This window comes from Paraglaciecola sp. IT1134 (genome assembly GCF_058068185.1).
This window is the reverse complement of sequence record NZ_CM176486.1, coordinates 1588389-1604125: the sequence shown is the minus strand read 5'-3', so window position 1 is coordinate 1604125 and position 15737 is coordinate 1588389. Positions and strand designations below refer to the sequence as shown.

Annotated in this window: 16 protein-coding genes; 1 reads left to right on the top strand and 15 read right to left on the bottom strand. The window is 46.4% G+C overall.

Annotated elements, in window-relative coordinates; all coding sequences use genetic code 11:
* Positions 1 to 82 precede the first annotated feature (82 nt).
* Positions 83 to 526: an Lrp/AsnC family transcriptional regulator gene (locus AC3RV5_RS06960; protein WP_489731227.1), complete on the top strand. Its 444-nt coding sequence runs from the start codon at positions 83 to 85 to the stop codon at positions 524 to 526.
* A 157-nt stretch (positions 527 to 683) separates the two neighbouring features.
* Here AC3RV5_RS06960 and AC3RV5_RS06955 read toward each other — a convergent pair whose 3' ends face one another.
* From AC3RV5_RS06955 to AC3RV5_RS06885, 15 genes are all read right to left on the bottom strand, one after another.
* Positions 684 to 1178 carry a YcgN family cysteine cluster protein gene (locus tag AC3RV5_RS06955; protein WP_489731226.1) on the bottom strand — a complete coding sequence of 165 codons (495 nt, stop codon included), beginning with the start codon at positions 1176 to 1178 and terminating at the stop codon, positions 684 to 686.
* Positions 1175 to 1552, bottom strand: a complete 378-nt coding sequence (locus AC3RV5_RS06950; RefSeq protein ID WP_489731225.1) for a hypothetical protein — start codon at positions 1550 to 1552, stop codon at positions 1175 to 1177. Before AC3RV5_RS06950 ends, AC3RV5_RS06955 begins: the two co-directional genes overlap by 4 nt.
* Positions 1553 to 1624: 72 nt before the next feature.
* The gene (locus AC3RV5_RS06945; RefSeq protein WP_489731224.1) at positions 1625 to 2284 is read right to left on the bottom strand and encodes a fumarylacetoacetate hydrolase family protein; all 660 of its coding nucleotides are present in this window, start codon (positions 2282 to 2284) and stop codon (positions 1625 to 1627) included.
* Positions 2285 to 3250, bottom strand: a complete 966-nt coding sequence (locus AC3RV5_RS06940) for a lytic murein transglycosylase (RefSeq protein ID WP_489732108.1) — start codon at positions 3248 to 3250, stop codon at positions 2285 to 2287.
* Positions 3251 to 3396: 146 nt separating this feature from the next.
* Positions 3397 to 3687 carry a YcgL domain-containing protein gene (locus AC3RV5_RS06935; protein ID WP_489731223.1) on the bottom strand — a complete coding sequence of 97 codons (291 nt, stop codon included), beginning with the start codon at positions 3685 to 3687 and terminating at the stop codon, positions 3397 to 3399.
* The gene (gene rnd, locus AC3RV5_RS06930) at positions 3677 to 4831 is read right to left on the bottom strand and encodes a ribonuclease D (RefSeq protein WP_489731222.1); all 1155 of its coding nucleotides are present in this window, start codon (positions 4829 to 4831) and stop codon (positions 3677 to 3679) included. The genes AC3RV5_RS06935 and rnd overlap by 11 nt, the downstream gene beginning before the upstream one ends.
* Positions 4832 to 4901: 70 nt before the next feature.
* Entirely contained in the window at positions 4902 to 6557 is a 1656-nt protein-coding gene (gene fadD / locus AC3RV5_RS06925; protein WP_489731221.1) for a long-chain-fatty-acid--CoA ligase FadD, read from the bottom strand.
* 133 nt (positions 6558 to 6690) lie between these two features.
* Complete coding sequence (locus AC3RV5_RS06920) at positions 6691 to 7536, bottom strand: alpha/beta fold hydrolase (protein ID WP_489731220.1); 846 nt, start codon at positions 7534 to 7536, stop codon at positions 6691 to 6693.
* Positions 7537 to 7614: 78 nt separating this feature from the next.
* On the bottom strand, positions 7615 to 8220 hold the full coding sequence (locus AC3RV5_RS06915) for a Slp family lipoprotein (RefSeq protein WP_489731219.1): 606 nt from the start codon (positions 8218 to 8220) through the stop codon (positions 7615 to 7617).
* Positions 8221 to 8327: 107 nt separating this feature from the next.
* Positions 8328 to 8645 (bottom strand): hypothetical protein, encoded by a 318-nt coding sequence (locus AC3RV5_RS06910; protein ID WP_489731218.1) that lies wholly within the window; start codon positions 8643 to 8645, stop codon positions 8328 to 8330.
* 121 nt (positions 8646 to 8766) lie between these two features.
* On the bottom strand, positions 8767 to 9465 hold the full coding sequence (tsaB, locus tag AC3RV5_RS06905) for a tRNA (adenosine(37)-N6)-threonylcarbamoyltransferase complex dimerization subunit type 1 TsaB (RefSeq protein WP_489731217.1): 699 nt from the start codon (positions 9463 to 9465) through the stop codon (positions 8767 to 8769).
* Positions 9462 to 11429 (bottom strand): DNA repair helicase YoaA, encoded by a 1968-nt coding sequence (yoaA, locus tag AC3RV5_RS06900; RefSeq protein WP_489731216.1) that lies wholly within the window; start codon positions 11427 to 11429, stop codon positions 9462 to 9464. The genes tsaB and yoaA overlap by 4 nt, the downstream gene beginning before the upstream one ends.
* Before the next feature lie 454 nt (positions 11430 to 11883).
* A complete protein-coding gene (locus tag AC3RV5_RS06895) occupies positions 11884 to 12168 on the bottom strand; it encodes a cysteine-rich CWC family protein (protein ID WP_489731215.1) in 285 nt (94 codons plus the stop codon).
* Between the two features lie 223 nt (positions 12169 to 12391).
* Complete coding sequence (locus AC3RV5_RS06890; RefSeq protein ID WP_489731214.1) at positions 12392 to 12895, bottom strand: DUF6265 family protein; 504 nt, start codon at positions 12893 to 12895, stop codon at positions 12392 to 12394.
* Positions 12896 to 13308: 413 nt separating this feature from the next.
* The gene (locus AC3RV5_RS06885; RefSeq protein ID WP_489731213.1) at positions 13309 to 15600 is read right to left on the bottom strand and encodes an FdhF/YdeP family oxidoreductase; all 2292 of its coding nucleotides are present in this window, start codon (positions 15598 to 15600) and stop codon (positions 13309 to 13311) included.
* Between the last annotated feature and the right edge of the window lie 137 nt (positions 15601 to 15737).

Genomic DNA, 15737 nt, shown 5'->3' with positions numbered 1-15737 from the left:
CTAACAAATTAAGCAAATAGTTAAGTCTTGACTTACAATATGCCAAGTCAAATAAGAGGAAAGGTGTTACAGGGGTATACACATGAAAGAAACTCAGTTACTGGACGACCTGGACATCAGCTTAATTGCTATTTTGCGCAAGGATGGGCGTGCACCTGTGGCAAAGTTGTCGCAAATTTTAGGGGTATCACGGGCAACGGTGCAAAACCGTTTAGACAGACTGCTCAGTTCAGGGGCTATTTTAGGTTTTACCATTCGGGCCCACCATGAAGTAGAGCAGAATGTGATAAGAGCCATCATGATGATCGAAGTAGCGGGAAAATCTACTTCGCAAGTTATTCAAAAGCTTCGCGGTATACCAGAGCTAACCCATTTGCACACCACTAATGGTGCATGGGATTTAATTGCCAATATTCAAACCACGACTCTAACCGAGTTTGATCGGGTGCTAAGTATGGTGCGTATGACGCCCGGGGTAATAAACAGCGAAACCAGTATTCTGCTTCGCTCAATTGGGCATGTGTAAAAATCGCATTTTTAGGGACCCCAATCGGAGATGAACACTATCACACAGCCATACATTAGCTTCTCGGGATTAAAGATACCCCTAGGATAAGCGCCCCATTAATGATTACCAATGCTGTTGTGTGTTCCCCTCAATGCTCACCAGTGAGGCTAGCTTTTCACTCCAAATCCTTTAACGGCCACATCGCTATATAGTCTTCAAAATGCTCCAGGTCGACATCGTGATCGAATACCGTTTTACCCCGTACTGACATACCCACCTTGTGCATCTTAGCTTTTTTACCTTTGTTGAGTAGGGGATGCCAGGAAGGCAAGCCCCGACCTTCATGCAAGCGACGATAACTGCAACTGGTGGGCATGAAAAAGATGTCATCGATATTTTTCTTGGTTAACTTCACACATTCTGGCACCAGCTTTGTACGTTGATCGTATTGGGTGCAGCTGCAGGTTTTAGTATTGAGCAAACCACAGGCGATATTGGTATAATGTATTTGTTCGCCCGCTTCAATGTGGGCAGTAGTGGCGACCTCTTCCACGTCTTCATCTTCAATGAACTTGTGTAAGCAGCATTTGGCACAGCCGTCGCAAACCGATTCCCATTGGGCGTCGTTCATTTGTTCTAAAGGCGTAGTAAGCCAAAATTTATCAATCATCGTTTGTCTACCAACCAGGTTATGGCTTTACTTCTGGACTCAAAATTGCGGATCGGCAACTTGTATTTCTGACATATATCGGCAATTAACTGATTAATATTGCCAGTTTGGTTTACGAGCCGAGCCATTCGCAATTCACCAAACCAATTTTCATCGCGCATACGGATTAAAATATCCAGCATCAAAACCCTATCGTAATCCACCCCCGATCCACGCAAATCCAGCAAAACTCCGAAAAAATGATGGGCGTTGGCTAACTGTATGGCATTTTTAAACAAGTTCTCGATTTGATCGGGCTCACTTACCAGCCCTTTGGTTTGGTATATCACAAGTTTGTTGGGCACATCTAAATAGTGCTCTTGCTGGAAACTCATTCTTTTGTGACACCATTGACGTTATCGGAAAAAAGCCAGAATTGAGCATATCATTTGTTACCCCTTGAGTAACTAGCGTACATGGGTTTGGATGCTAAAGTGGCCGATTAGCTCCACAGCTAACCGATCACCTGAAAGTAACGGCCCTACTCCTTCAGGGGTGCCGGTTAACACTAGATCACCGGGCAGCAGAGTGAACGACTCGGATATTTCCTTCACTAAGGCAGGCATATTACGCAGCATATTATTACTGTTGCCCTGTTGGCGGATGACCCCGTTTACCGACAAATTAAACTGGATATCTTGTTCGAGATTAATCTGGGCCATTGGCACAAAACCCGTCACCGGACAGCTATAATCGAAGCCTTTAGCCCTCTCCCAGGGCAGTCCCTTGGCTTTAAGTTTTTCCTGTACATCTCGCAGGGTTAAATCCAGGGCGAGACCGACGCCATAAATGGCCGATTTTGCTTGGCTAATGCTGGCGCCGCTCAGGGGTTGACCAATCAGCAAGGCCAGTTCGATTTCGTTGTGGCAACTGCCCTTGTCATGAGGAATAACCAGCGGCTTAGCCAAGGCGCACAAGGCAGTGCTTGGTTTAATAAATAACAATGCCTCGTCTGGCACCGGGTTATTTAGTTCCTGGATATGGGCTAAATAATTGCGCCCCACACAGACGACCTTACCCACAGGTAAATCAATTTTATGTCCTGCCGGGTCCTGGTGATAATACATCTAACCGCCTTTTTTAATGCGATCAGAGAGATACCCCACCGCCGTGCCAAAATAGGTTGATCGGTTCCAGCGCATCAAGGTATGGTAATTTTCATAGACCAAATATACCCGACCTTTTCCCCCGTCAGGCATGATCAACGAGGCCTGAAGCTCGTTAACGGGTAAGTCCGTGCCGTCATAACGGCGTACCCCCAGGTTTTGCCAGGCAGTCAGGGATTGTTTTTTACTTTTATCCAGTCCTGCCAAACTACTGTCAAAATTAGCAGGCAGCTTGACCTGTCGCCCCCAGGTGATGGAATCATCCCAGCCTTCATTCTTCAAAAAGTTAGCGATGGAGGCAAACACATCGGCTTGATTGCTCCAAATATCCTTTTTATCGTCACCGTCGAAATCATAGGCATAATGTAAAAAGGAAGTCGGCATGAACTGACTTTGCCCCATAGCACCGGCCCAGGAACCCAAAAATTTGTCCTGGCTAATGTGTCCTTGCTGCAAAATTTCCAAGGCCGCAAACAATTGTTTTCTAAACATGGCTTCCCGGCGTCCTTCATATGCCATGGTAGTCAAAGATGAAATCACAGGATAGTTACCCGTGAGCTTGCCAAAGTTACTTTCATTGCCCCATAGCGCTAAAATAAACCTGGCCTGTACCCCGAACTTTTGCTCCACCTGGGCGAGCAACTCTGCATGTTGTTGATAAAATGCCAGGGCCTGATCGACTTTCCAATCCGGTACTCTGGTGGCCAGATAGGTATCCAGGGTTAGTTTGGTTTCCGGCTGATTTTTATCTGCTTTTACCGCCCGTTGCCGAAACGTCGCCCCCGCAAAGGCCTTATCCAGAAAAGCTTGGCTATAACCTTTTGCCAATGCCTCGTGTTTGACATCAACGATATATTGCTCAAATCCCGCCTGGGTCTTTTGTTCGTCCGCCCGGCAATGTAGGCTGGTGGTTAATCCTGCCCACAAAAATGCCGTTAACCATATTTTGATCTGCACATTAACTCCTAAGTCATTTTTAACTGAAACTGTTTTAACCACCACCTAAACGCGCTTTTCGTCGCTATCGATGCAGATGCTCTCAAAAGATAACGTCTGGGGGTTAATGCCCCGACTTAGTCTTTGGGATTCTGGGCAAGATGGGTTTCCAACAGGTTTTCCTCTGGCGGCGGTAGCTGCAGATAAAACCCGTTAGTGGTTAGCTGTAAACGCAAGGTTTGCATATCCAGTGTTGCCAATGCCCGGTCTTTTTTCAGGGGCATGATCATAATAAATACCGGCGGACCAAACATATTCAACAGTGCAGCTGGTACCTTGGAAAAATCGTCACGCCCTGGCACATATAAATACGTGTCCCGTTTTTTGCTACTTTTATAAATCGCACAAAGTAAGGGGCTATTTTTCATCACTGGGCAACTTCAAGCTGTCAATTTTGGCCAATTTTTGACGTAACAGGGGTTCTCGCCAACCGTCAAGCAAGTCTGGCTGCAGCTGTTGTGCCCGAGTGTCATCCAGACTGAACCAACACCACTTCAATAATTGTTCAACCTGTTTTTTTGAACCGATCAATTCTAGCGGGATTTCCCACTCCTGAGCAACTTTCACACAGACTTCGCGCACGGTAGTAACGGTTTTTTTATAACCAGGAAAGTCAACCAGGCGTTCAACATTAGGCGGGTAGGCATCCGCAGGTAACGTCTCGGCGTTCAGCACTATGTCAAGCATTGCCTGCCCGTTAATGCGAATTTCCTGAGGGGTTAAACCAGGAACTTGTTGTAAAGCGGCTTTGGTCGTTGGCAGGTGTCTAGCCACCTCCAGCAAGTGCGCTTCACGTACCACAAAGTTAAGAGCCAGATCCCGCAACTGGGCTTCTTTAGTCCGCCAGGCAGCCAGTTGTTGTAACACATAAAGTGATTTACCGGTTAGATGCCAATTATGTTTGATATTCAAATAGAGCAATTCGTAGGGTATTTGACTTTGCTTTTTACGGGCCAAATTGCCAATTTCAGTGTAGACCCACGCCAGTTTATTCTGACTAACTGTTTTGGCATGTAATTCAGGGTAAAGTTGCAAAAGATATAGTACGTCGTAGGCAGCATATTGGCACTGCTGGGGGGAAAGCGGCCTGGCCAGCCAATCGGTGCGGGATTCTCCCTTGTCTACATGTACTCCTAACATCACCTCAACCAATTTGGCATATCCTAATGAGGGACCCATACCCACTAGCGCGGCGGCAAATTGACTATCAAAAACCGGTGTTGGGATCACCTGCAACGCATACCAGAAGGTTTCGAGATCCTCTGAGCAGGAGTGCATAATTTTCACCACTTGCGGATCGGTTAATAAGGATTTTAACGGCGTAAAATCGCTAATAGCCAGCGGGTCGATAAGCACTATTTGCTGCCCATCGTAAATCTGGATCAAGCCCAGCTGAGGATAAAGGGTACGAGTTCTAACAAACTCGGTATCTACCGCTATGGCCTGGACCTTCGTTGCTTGCTCACAAAACGTCTGTAATGCTTCATTGGTGGTGATTGAAGTATATTGCACTAGTTTCCAAAATAATAAAAAGCCAGCGAAAGCCGGCGTTTATGACTAATATGCGATGATCAAAAGGCACTTATTCGTCGCGCAGTTCCCTACGTAGTATCTTACCAACATTCGATTTTGGAAGCTCGTCTCTAAACTCAACTATTTTCGGAGCTTTGTATCCAGTTAAGTGTTGACGACAATGTTCGATCAAGGCTTTTTCGGTTAGTGAGTCATTTCTGCGTACCACAAATAACTTAACAATTTCACCTGATGCCTCATCGGGGACCCCAACCGCCGCCACTTCAATGACGTCGTCGTGCATGGCGGCAACTTCTTCTATCTCGTTAGGGAATACATTAAACCCCGAAACCAGGATCATGTCTTTTTTACGATCTACTATATAAAAATAACCTTCTTCATCACAACGAGCGATATCCCCCGTTGCCAGCCAGCCATCGTTAATTAATTCTTGTGTCGCTTCCGGACGATTCAGATAACCCAACATGACCTGGGGACCTTTCACCAGCATCTCACCCGGCTCACCGACAGCCACTTCGTTACCCTCATCGTCTACCAATTTTATCTCGGTAGAGGGCACCGGCAAACCAATAGAGCCCTTATAGGCTTTTAATTGCGGAGGGTTGACTGTCACTATCGGGCTGCACTCGGTTAATCCATAACCTTCCAATAATACTTGCCCGGTTAACTTCTCCCAGCGCTGGGCTACGGAACTTTGCACTGCCATGCCGCCTCCCAGAGAAAACTTCAACTGGCTAAAATCCAGTTCGGCAAAACTTGGGGTATTAAGTAGTCCATTAAATAAGGTGTTTACCCCCGTTAATACAGTAAAAGGGGTTTTGGCTAACTCGGCAACAAAACCCGACATGTCCCGGGGATTGGTGATCAACAAATTGGCACAACCAAATTTTACAAACAACAGGCAATTAGCCTGTAAAGCGAAGATATGATAAAGCGGTAACGCCGTGACCACGATTTCCTTATTTGGAATGATCATCGTTTCGAAAATACTGGCTGCTTGTTCCAAATTTGCCAGCATATTGCGATGGGTTAGCATGGCACCTTTGGATACCCCAGTGGTTCCACCCGTGTATTGTAAAAAAGCCACATCATTGATGTTAAGATCAGGCCGCTGGTAAACAAGGTTTTGGCCCTGCTGCAGAATATCCATGAAGGACATAGCCTTTGGAAGGTCATAATCCGGCACGAGCTTTTTGATATATTTGACCACAAAATTGGTTAACAGTTTTTTGATCGGCGACAGCATGTCACCCAACTTTGTCATAAACACGGTCTCAATTGCCGTATCGGCTATTACCTTGCTTAAGGTACCGGCAAAGTTTTCGACTATCACAATCGCTTTTGCCTGAGAGTCCACCAGCTGATGTTTGAGCTCTCGGGGGGTATACAGGGGATTAACGTTCACCACCACCATGCCTGCCCGTAAAATGCCAAAGAGTGCAACTGGATATTGTAATAAATTTGGCATCATGATGGCAACGGCATCGCCTTTTTTCAGTCCACAGTGTTGCAAGTAGGTAGCAAAGTTACGGGATAAGCTATCAAGCTCACTGAAGGTTATACTCTGGCCCATATTTATGTAACTGGTGTGGGCTCCGTAGGCCTGTACCGATTGTTCGAATACATCGACTAATGAAGAATATCGCTCTGGGTCGATTGTCTCAGGCACTTTAGGATCATAATGTTTTAACCAGATTTTTTCCACATTGCCTCCCCGGCATCGCCCCAATCGTTAGTAAATTATAGGCTTTCTATTACACTAAATTCATACAGCCGCGCATGATAACTAAAGCGGGCACAAAGATAAACGTCCAAGGATACAAGTGCTTAACATTCTATCAATATGGCGTATTGAGAAAGTTAAGAATATGTTTAGCCACGTTAGCCGAATTATCCATATGCGGATGATGTGAGCCCAAACACTGCTCCACAGTCAGCTCTTTGATCCAAGACTGGCGCTGTTCAACGCATTTTTTCATCATGTCATAACCATCCTTGGCGATGATCACCAAAACCGGGCAGCTAATTGCCATGAGAAATGCCTTGCTCTGACTCTCAGTCAGGCGCAGCGAAGATAAGGTACGCAAACGTCTGTCTGTGCGAAACGTGAGTTTGCCGTCAAGGTCTTGCAGATTGCGGGACACCAGCAATTCGGCGCACTGCTCACTAAATTTGCCGGCTATGGCTCTGGCACGAATAATCGAGTGTTTGTCGGGAGGATGCCGAGCTTTGCTACTCTGATGAGCCAACCTGCTGAGGATAGATTCCCTAAGTTGTAACGCACTACTCTTAGCATCCTGGGTAATAGGCCCCAATGATTCGATGGTAATGTATTTATTTACCTTTTCACTAAAACTGGCGCTGTAGAGCGAAGCAATAATGCCGCCCATTGAATGGCCGAGCAAGATAAAGTCGTGCCATTGCTGTTGTTCCACCAGCTCATGAAGATCATGCACGTAATCCAATAATTGATAGTGGCAATCTACGCCACGATGGGTCGAATGCCCATGACCGGCAAAATCTAATGCCACCACGTAATAATCAGTCAAATAGGCAGCTAACGGAATAAAACTCGCCGCATTATCTAACCAACCATGCAAGGCGATCATTAATGGCTTATGGGGATCGCCAAAAGCCAAACCGCCAAGGGTAATGTTACTCAGGGTAAAGTCCACTTCTTGCATATTTTATCCATAAAAAAGCGGCCTATAGCCGCTCTTTAAAAGGCGCCCCGCGAAGGCCACCGTATTGGGTCTCAACCGTTATTTAGTGCTCGACGCCTCTGTGCTCGTTTGTCTAACCGGGGTCGGATTACTGCGAGTGTGATGGGTGGTACGTAATATCACCCGGTTATAGAAGGGTCTGTTGTAATATCCGCCGTAACGCCAATAGTCATAAGGCCAGACACTGATCATATTAACATCGACACGCTGAATTTCTTTCCACAAATAATAACCGCTGGCTTTAAGCGTGGGAAAGACATACTGATGCTCCCCAACCAAACCGTCTTCCAGTCCCGAAAAGTCACCGGTAAAGGTCATAGTGCGACCTTTCTGATAAACCATAGGATCCATAAAACCGTTTACGTACACCCGAAACCGACCAATGCTTTCATCTCCCGCAATAGGCCGCCCGTAGCTGGCCAAAGGGTAATAAACCAGTTCAAGCATGGTATTTTCTGGTTTGTTCTCAATTTTGGCAATAACGCCGCCCCAACGAACTTTTTGTCCTATGGCTTTTTCGGTACTTGATGCGGCATTTTCATAACTGATAAGTTTGACACCATCCGGCATTTGGATAGGTTCTGGTAACGTGGAACAAGCAGTAATCCAAAGGGCTACTAACAATATGCTTATTTTAGAATACATAATGTCCTCAATGATGATAGAAACGTAATTAGACTAAGGTACTACAGATAATGCTGGATATTAACTGAACAGTCACTGAATTATAGGTTTTAACGTGATCCTGCCTTTCAAGCGAAGGTATCAACCCCAAGCAGTTGCTGGATTTCGCCTCTTTGTTGTTCTTTGGAAATACTTTGATAAGCATGCACAGCATTTTGACTACGCAGGCTGAATTGTTCGGTGTTAATTTGTTGCTGGCGGTAGCTCTCAGCTTGATTGAAGGACTCTACTCCCCCTTGGCGGATAGCAGAGCGACCTTGCTCAATACCGCCTAGTATGGCAGCAACATCAGTATAATTATTGTCAGTGTCGCGCTGGGGATCGCGCTTTGCCAGTTTAGGGGCAATTGGGCTCTGTAAGGCACCTAACGACGATTCAACTTTCAAATAAACAGACCTATGTGGCGTAAGACTAATTAAACAATAAAGTCAGTTTATAGCATATTTATGCACATCAATGCGCAATAATTATGTCTATTTATTACTCACCCTTGTAACGTGCCCTAAGTCATTCTCTGCCCGGCAGCTTTTTCCAGGTCACCTTGTCGCGTAAATACACAGGGAGTATCTCTTCGACTTCCTGGGCCAGACCTAGGGCTATTGACTGTTTAACCAGTGGCAACATAAAACGCGCATCGGGATAAAGAATACCTTCAGCTACTATCAACTTGTTCTGGGGTGCTAAAGCAGCTATTAACTGAGGATAGGCTGCCCAACCCGTGCCTACGCCTTGAGCAAAACCACTAAATATCAGCAATTGGCTGGCCTGTTCAGGCGGCAGCACCTGCTCTTTATTCACCAGAGTCGCCACCCCCTTTTGCTCTTCGTACTGGGCAAAATAGACCTCACTCATGCGGGCATCTATGGCGCAAAATACCCTTTGGGTTTTAGTCAGCACCAAAGCTTGTTGCGCCATTGCTGCCAAAGTAGACACCCCAACCGCCAGTAACCCCGTTCCCAGGGCTAACCCTTGCATCATACCGGTGGCGATGCGCACGCCGGTAAAACTGCCTGGGCCTCGGCCAAAACCTAAATAATCAAGCTGGCTAAGACTGATGTTCGCCTCTGTTAATACTTCATCTATCATAGGCAACAAACGCTGACTGTGTTGCTGTGGGCATATTTGAAAGCGGTGAAATATCTCGCCGTCTATTTCCAGCGCTACCGAACAGGCCTCAGTAGCGGTATCGATCACCAACAGGTTCATTGTACTTCCTCAATGCTTATTTCAATGTCGCTAATTTTCAGTTCAGCGTCCGCATGAATTTGCTCGAGAAACGCCAAGGCTTTGGGTAAGTCCCGGGTGCGTTGCATATCAGGCAAACTGGCTAAAAATATCTTGGCATAATCTTTAGTGACCAGGCGATTATCGCATATAACCAACACCCCCCTGTCAGTTTCATCGCGGATCAAACGTCCTGCTCCTTGTTTCAAGGCAATGGCCGCCTGGGGGATCTGAATTTGTGCAAAGGGATTACCACCACCTTTACGACAATCTTCAATCCTGGCCTGTAACAGCGGGTCATCCGGCGAAGCAAAAGGCAATTTATCAATCAACACACAGGTTAGATCGTCACCGCGTACATCGACCCCTTCCCAAAATGCACCTGTCCCCAGCAACACGGCGTTTTTATTTTTTACATATTCTTCGAGCAGGGCCCGTTTGGTGGTAGTGCCTTGCACTAAGATCGGATTTTCAATTTTGCCTTCCAATAATCCGGCAATGGCCCGCAAGGTAGCGTGACTGGTAAACAGCAAAAAACAGCGACCACGGCTGGCAGCAATTAACTTAATGGAAATATCCAATAAGGTGGCGCGCATTTCTCTGGCATTAGGCTCAGGTAAAAACCTGGGTACACAAAGCATTGCCTGTTGCTGATAATCAAAAGGGCTATCCAGGGCCAGCGTTTTGGCGTCGTTTAAGCCCATTTGTCGCTGAAAATGTTCGAACCCGTTGCCTACCATGAGTGTCGCTGAAGTAAAGATCCAGGTACGCTGGGGGCTGGCGACAAAGTTGGCAAACTTTTTGGCGATGCTCAATGGGGTCAGATGCAACACTATATGGCGCAGGGTCGTTTCATACCACAAACTGACACCTTGTTTGTTGGCATCAGTCAAACGCTCAAGCTTACCCCTGGCCTCACTGACCCGCTCGAAAATACTGTCGAGATCTTTGTCTCGGTTCAAGTGCAGTTTGATCACTTCGTACAACACATTGAGCGAATCCCCAAGCTTGCTGATCTGGGTTTGCACTTCGTCACGACCAAGCATTTCCCGCCAGTTACCTTTTTGGGCGTTTTCCGGAAACAGTAAACGTAGATCGGCGGCAATCATTTTACATTTATCAGCACTGGCATGTAACTGTTTGGCATCTTTAAGCGTGGTGCGATACACCAGCTCGATGTCACGACTGATGTCCTGCAACTGGCGGCTGGACAATGCTTCACCGAAATATTCACTAGCAATATCGGGAATTTGATGGGCTTCATCAAACACCACCACATCGGCTTCTGGGATCAGTTCACCAAAGCCGGTATCCTTTAACGCCATATCCGCAAAAAACAGATGATGATTAACCACGACTATATCCGCGTCCAGCGCCTTGCGACGGGCTTTAATCATGTAACAATCCTCGTAATCTGGGCAATCTTTACCCAGACAATTGTCTGCGGTGGAGGTTACAAAGGGTAAAACTTTGGCATCTTCTGCCAGACTTTTCATCTCGCCCATATCGCCGGTTTTGGTGCTGGACGCCCATTGCCGAACCTCCGACAATTCCACCATAGTGTTGCGATCCACCAGGGTGCTGTTGCCGCCATGCTGACGTAACCGATGTAAACATAAATAGTTAGCCCGGCCTTTTAATAAGGCAATTTTGCTGTTGTTGCCCAAAGCCTTTTTAATAAGGGGTAAATCCCGGTGGAACAACTGCTCTTGCAGGTTTTTAGTGCCTGTTGAGACTATGGTTTTTTTGTTGGATTGTAAGGTTGGCGCCAGGTAGGCAAAGGTCTTACCCGTGCCCGTACCGGCTTCTACTATTAGCGGAATTTTATTTGCAATAGCATCCCCCACAGCACTGGCCATGTCAGTTTGCGCCTGGCGCGGAGTAAAACCAGTGATGGCTTTGGATAAAATGCCATCTTTGGCAAACAGCTCAGAAGTATTCGACATAACGCGTGAAACTAAAACCCGTACGGAAAAAAAGACACGGGATTATGCCAAACTCTGAAAAATTTTTCAGAGTTTAATCGACCTAAACAAGATAAATTATTGGAGCATAATTCTGGGTTTAAACAACGAAGATCTTAAATCCCCAAGCATCGAGGTTGATAACACTGCGTTCATGCAAATTATGAACAGCTGATTAAACCAGTCCAGGTACAGGATGGGCTGAAGACAAGGTATTTCTCCTCTTTAATTGGATTAATCTGTCGAAACAACATACATAGCCAAGCCCCAGTAGAGTCAGCTTGAATTTTTTTGTACGCTAACCACAGAGCAATTAGACAGTAATACGCTGTAATTGTATTTTCCAATACTTCCTATTGCCAAGTGCCCAGCGAGTTGGATCTAACTCGTGGACATTAATCACCATTGACCCGCCGTGACTCTGGCAGGTGTAACTTTAGGTTAAGGCGTATTTGGCAATAAAGTCGGCGCTGTTAGCGCTAAAAGCCGAAATACATTCCATGCATATACAGGACTGGCCTGTGGTGCCTGACGGTAACATCGCGAGCAATTCAGATGGGATCTTGCTGGCATAACACCAGCAATGAGGTGCGTTAATGCGCATACAATTATTGGCTTTGTGACAACAGGGGCATCGTTTGTCGTCGACCAGCTGTTCTTCTATATCCGGATATAGATCAGCACAGGGTTTGTACACCTTGACAGCAGATTTATCAGACATGTAACTCTCCCTAAAAATTGTGACTATTTTAGTCTATTGGCTCCACTTTTGATGGCATTAATTACGCGGTCTCGATAGCCTGGAGCATCGTGAATCGACTGTCGAGGACAAGGTCGCTTAGCCTTAATACGGCCATTGATTATGTTGGACAATTTATTACTGGTGCTTAAACCCAAGCAATTAAACCTGGAAATAGATAGTTCATCGATTTGGGTATATAGGCTTATTGTTCATCAGCAACACGCTTAAAGTTTATTGTAAAGCCTTTATCGTGTCTGTCACCGACCGTCACACTCAAATTATCTTTAGCCGCCAACTGATACACCAGTTTTTGCGGGAAATCATGAGCGGTATTTTCAAACACTGAATGGTTGCTGGAGCACTGAGTCAGTTTGAATGCGACCGGAAGGACGTTATGCTCTACTTTAGCCAAATAAAAAATATCACCTTCCATATTTAGCAACCGTAATGCTTCTTGGCTTTGCAGTGCATTGTCTGAGTTAGAACGAGTTTCACCCTTACCTTCGAAGGTTTTAGGGCTGATCTCTACCCAGGATTCAAATAAGATATTTTTACCCCTTTGACTACGCCAATCCCCCAACAACCACGCGACGGACTGCAAAGACTCGCAGCCAGATACATTCTCATTGCCGTGACTTTTAAAACACATCAGTGACGCACAGCTGCAAAATAAAATCAGCCACAAAAATTTGCTTGAGGTGTGCATGAAATCCAAAATCCTTGTGGTTAATAAGGCCTAGAGCGACACGTCAACGTCAACAGAAGTGCTTCATGAGGGTTATCATCCCGTTTTTGTTGTCTTGCGGCCACAAACTCCACAGTGTGACGTTCAAGATAACCGCCTCGGATCTGCCACATTAAGGTGATTTTAGCAGCTAAAATGCGTTTCCGGTAAACATGTCCCTTTTAGCTGACAAGGTATTTTGAACCTCATGGCTAATCAGCGCTCCAGGTAAACGACTAAAGTTCGCTAATTATCCTTACTTATTAAGTAAATGTACTGGCAAAGCAAATAAAAACTCTGTTGGTTTTAAAACCCGCCATCCAAGGCCTGTGTCTTTTACTCCCATCAACAATTTTTACAGAGTAACGATTGCCCATTAGCATTGTTGTATTTTTCTAACTTACAGGATGCAGGCTGATCACCACTGACTTGTACGCTGGCGTATTGCTTTTAACTGCCACACTGCTTAGCGGGACTAAATCGTTGGTTTCCGGGTAATAAGCGGCGCAGCAACCCTGAGGTATCGCGTATTGTACCAGCTGAAAATCCTGTACTTCACGTAAAGCTATATTGTCGTTGGGCCAGTGACTGCGAATGTTCACCATTTGTCCATCTTGTAGCCCTAAGCTGGCCAGATCGGCTTTACTGATAAATACTACCCGCCGCCCACCATGAATACCTCTGTACCTATCATTGTTGGTGTATATAGTGGTATTGAATTGGTCGTGACTTCGAATGGTCATCATCAACAGGCAGCCTTTAGGCACCTCAACAGGGGTTATGTTGTGCACCACAAAGTTAGCTTTACCTGTAGCAGTAGCAAATTGGCGGGCATCACGCACGGCATTGGGCAATACAAACTCCCCTGATTCGGCCAGTCGTTGGTTAAAATTCTCAAAACCAGGTACGACCCGGGCAATATGCTCACGAATACGGCTGTAGTCGGCACTTAATGCCAACCAGTCTATGTTGCTGTGCTTTAAGGTATTGCTGGCTAATTGCGCGATGATCGCCACTTCGCTTTTTAACAGCTGTGACGCCGGCGGAATTTTACCATGTGAGGTTTGAATAACGCCCATGGAGTTCTCAACAGTAATGGTTTGAATGCCCGAGGTTTGGTAGTCGACTTCGGTCCGCCCCAAGGCCGGTAATATCAGCGCTTGTTTACCTGGATGTAAATGGGAGCGATTTAACTTGGTCGACACTTGCACGGTTAACTCACAGTTAGCCAAGGCCGGGCCGGTGGTTTGGTGATCCGGCATGGCCCGATAAAAATTCCCCCCTAGAGCAAATAATAGCTTAATCTGACCTGCGGCCATGCCTTTGACCGTGTCTACGGCATCCACACCGTGAACCCGCGGAGGAGAGAAATTAAATTCTTGTTGCAGGGCATCTAAAAATTCGCTCTCAGGTTTTTCCCAAATACCCATGGTGCGATCACCTTGCACATTGCTGTGGCCACGCACCGGACATACTCCGGCGCCGGGTTTACCCAAGTTGCCCTGCAACATCAAAAAGTTGGTCATGAGTTGAATATTCGCTACCGCATTTTTATGTTGGGTCATGCCCATCGCCCAACAGCAAATGGTTTTTTGCGACCCACAGGCAATATCCGCCGCTTGGCATATTTGTGCCTGACTTACTCCGCTGCCCAGTTCAATGGCTTGCCAGCTTGTTTGTTCTATGTCCTGTTTGAATGCATCAAAACCGTGGCAGTAACGGCCGATAAAATCATGATCCACCGTCCCTTTCCCCTCGTTATCTCTGGCAATGAGTTCCTTGCACAGGCCTTTGAGCAGTGCGACGTCACCATTGACCTTGACCGGCAAGTGTAAGTCCCGCAATGGCGTGCCATGGCCTATGACACCGGACACTTCCTGGGGGTTTTTAAAGCGTTGCAGACCCGTTTCATCCAGGGGATTGATCGCCACTATTTTGGCCCCCTGGCGCTTGGCGGCCTGTAAAGACGACAACATACGCGGGTGATTCGACCCTGGATTCTGACCAAATATAAAGATGGCTTCACTGTGTTCCAGATCGTCAAGGCTGACTGTACCTTTCCCCACACCTATGGTTTCGCCTAACCCTACCCCACTGGATTCGTGGCATAAATTTGAGCAATCTGGCAGGTTATTGGTCCCATATTGGCGCACAAACAGCTGGTATAAAAAAGCCGCTTCGTTGCCCGTGCGCCCAGAGGTATAAAATGCTGCCTGATCAGGTGAATCTAAAGCATTAAGTTGCTCTGCAATCAGTCTAAAGGCATCTTGCCAGCTTATGGACCGATAATGCTCCGTGCCAGGCGCTAACCACATAGGTTCGACTAGTCGCCCCTGGCTATTTAACCAGCGATCAGACTGCTTACGTAATTCAGTAATGCTGTGCTGGGCAAAAAAATCTTTTGTGACTCGGGCGCTAGTTGCCTCATCGGCTACCGCCTTGGCACCGTTTTCACAAAATTCGAAGGTGGCGCGTTTGTACAAGGGGTCCGGCCAGGCACAACCTGGGCAATCGAACCCCTCAATTTGGTTTAATTCAAACAATAAACGCGTGCCTTTTATGGCGCCGGCTTTCATGCTGACATTTTTATAGGCGGATAATACAGCCGGTACCCCGGCGGCCCATTTTTTAGGCTCGCTGACTTCAATAGGTTGGGCGTTGGTATTTTGCTGGTTAGTGTCTTTCATGTCTCTCACTCAAAATGTCAGCCGGGCTAACTAAGCTCCGAATTGGTTAATTTACCTCTGTGAGCACTAAATCTGCTGCTAAGTTCACCTTTATCAGTCACAAAATCCGACTCAAACGATGTAGAATATGCCCTCTA

Excerpts from the sequence above, each read along its gene's own strand:
- AC3RV5_RS06960 (WP_489731227.1), top strand. The coding sequence starts at position 83 with ATGAAAGAAACTCAGTTACTGGACGACCTGGACATCAGCTTAATTGCT.
- AC3RV5_RS06955 (WP_489731226.1), bottom strand. The coding sequence starts at position 1,178 with ATGATTGATAAATTTTGGCTTACTACGCCTTTAGAACAAATGAACGAC.
- AC3RV5_RS06950 (WP_489731225.1), bottom strand. The coding sequence starts at position 1,552 with ATGAGTTTCCAGCAAGAGCACTATTTAGATGTGCCCAACAAACTTGTG.
- AC3RV5_RS06945 (WP_489731224.1), bottom strand. The coding sequence starts at position 2,284 with ATGTATTATCACCAGGACCCGGCAGGACATAAAATTGATTTACCTGTG.
- AC3RV5_RS06935 (WP_489731223.1), bottom strand. The coding sequence starts at position 3,687 with ATGAAAAATAGCCCCTTACTTTGTGCGATTTATAAAAGTAGCAAAAAA.
- AC3RV5_RS06920 (WP_489731220.1), bottom strand. The coding sequence starts at position 7,536 with ATGCAAGAAGTGGACTTTACCCTGAGTAACATTACCCTTGGCGGTTTG.
- AC3RV5_RS06915 (WP_489731219.1), bottom strand. The coding sequence starts at position 8,220 with ATGTATTCTAAAATAAGCATATTGTTAGTAGCCCTTTGGATTACTGCT.
- tsaB (WP_489731217.1), bottom strand. The coding sequence starts at position 9,465 with ATGAACCTGTTGGTGATCGATACCGCTACTGAGGCCTGTTCGGTAGCG.
- yoaA (WP_489731216.1), bottom strand. The coding sequence starts at position 11,429 with ATGTCGAATACTTCTGAGCTGTTTGCCAAAGATGGCATTTTATCCAAA.
- AC3RV5_RS06895 (WP_489731215.1), bottom strand. The coding sequence starts at position 12,168 with ATGTCTGATAAATCTGCTGTCAAGGTGTACAAACCCTGTGCTGATCTA.
- AC3RV5_RS06890 (WP_489731214.1), bottom strand. The coding sequence starts at position 12,895 with ATGCACACCTCAAGCAAATTTTTGTGGCTGATTTTATTTTGCAGCTGT.
- AC3RV5_RS06885 (WP_489731213.1), bottom strand. The coding sequence starts at position 15,600 with ATGAAAGACACTAACCAGCAAAATACCAACGCCCAACCTATTGAAGTC.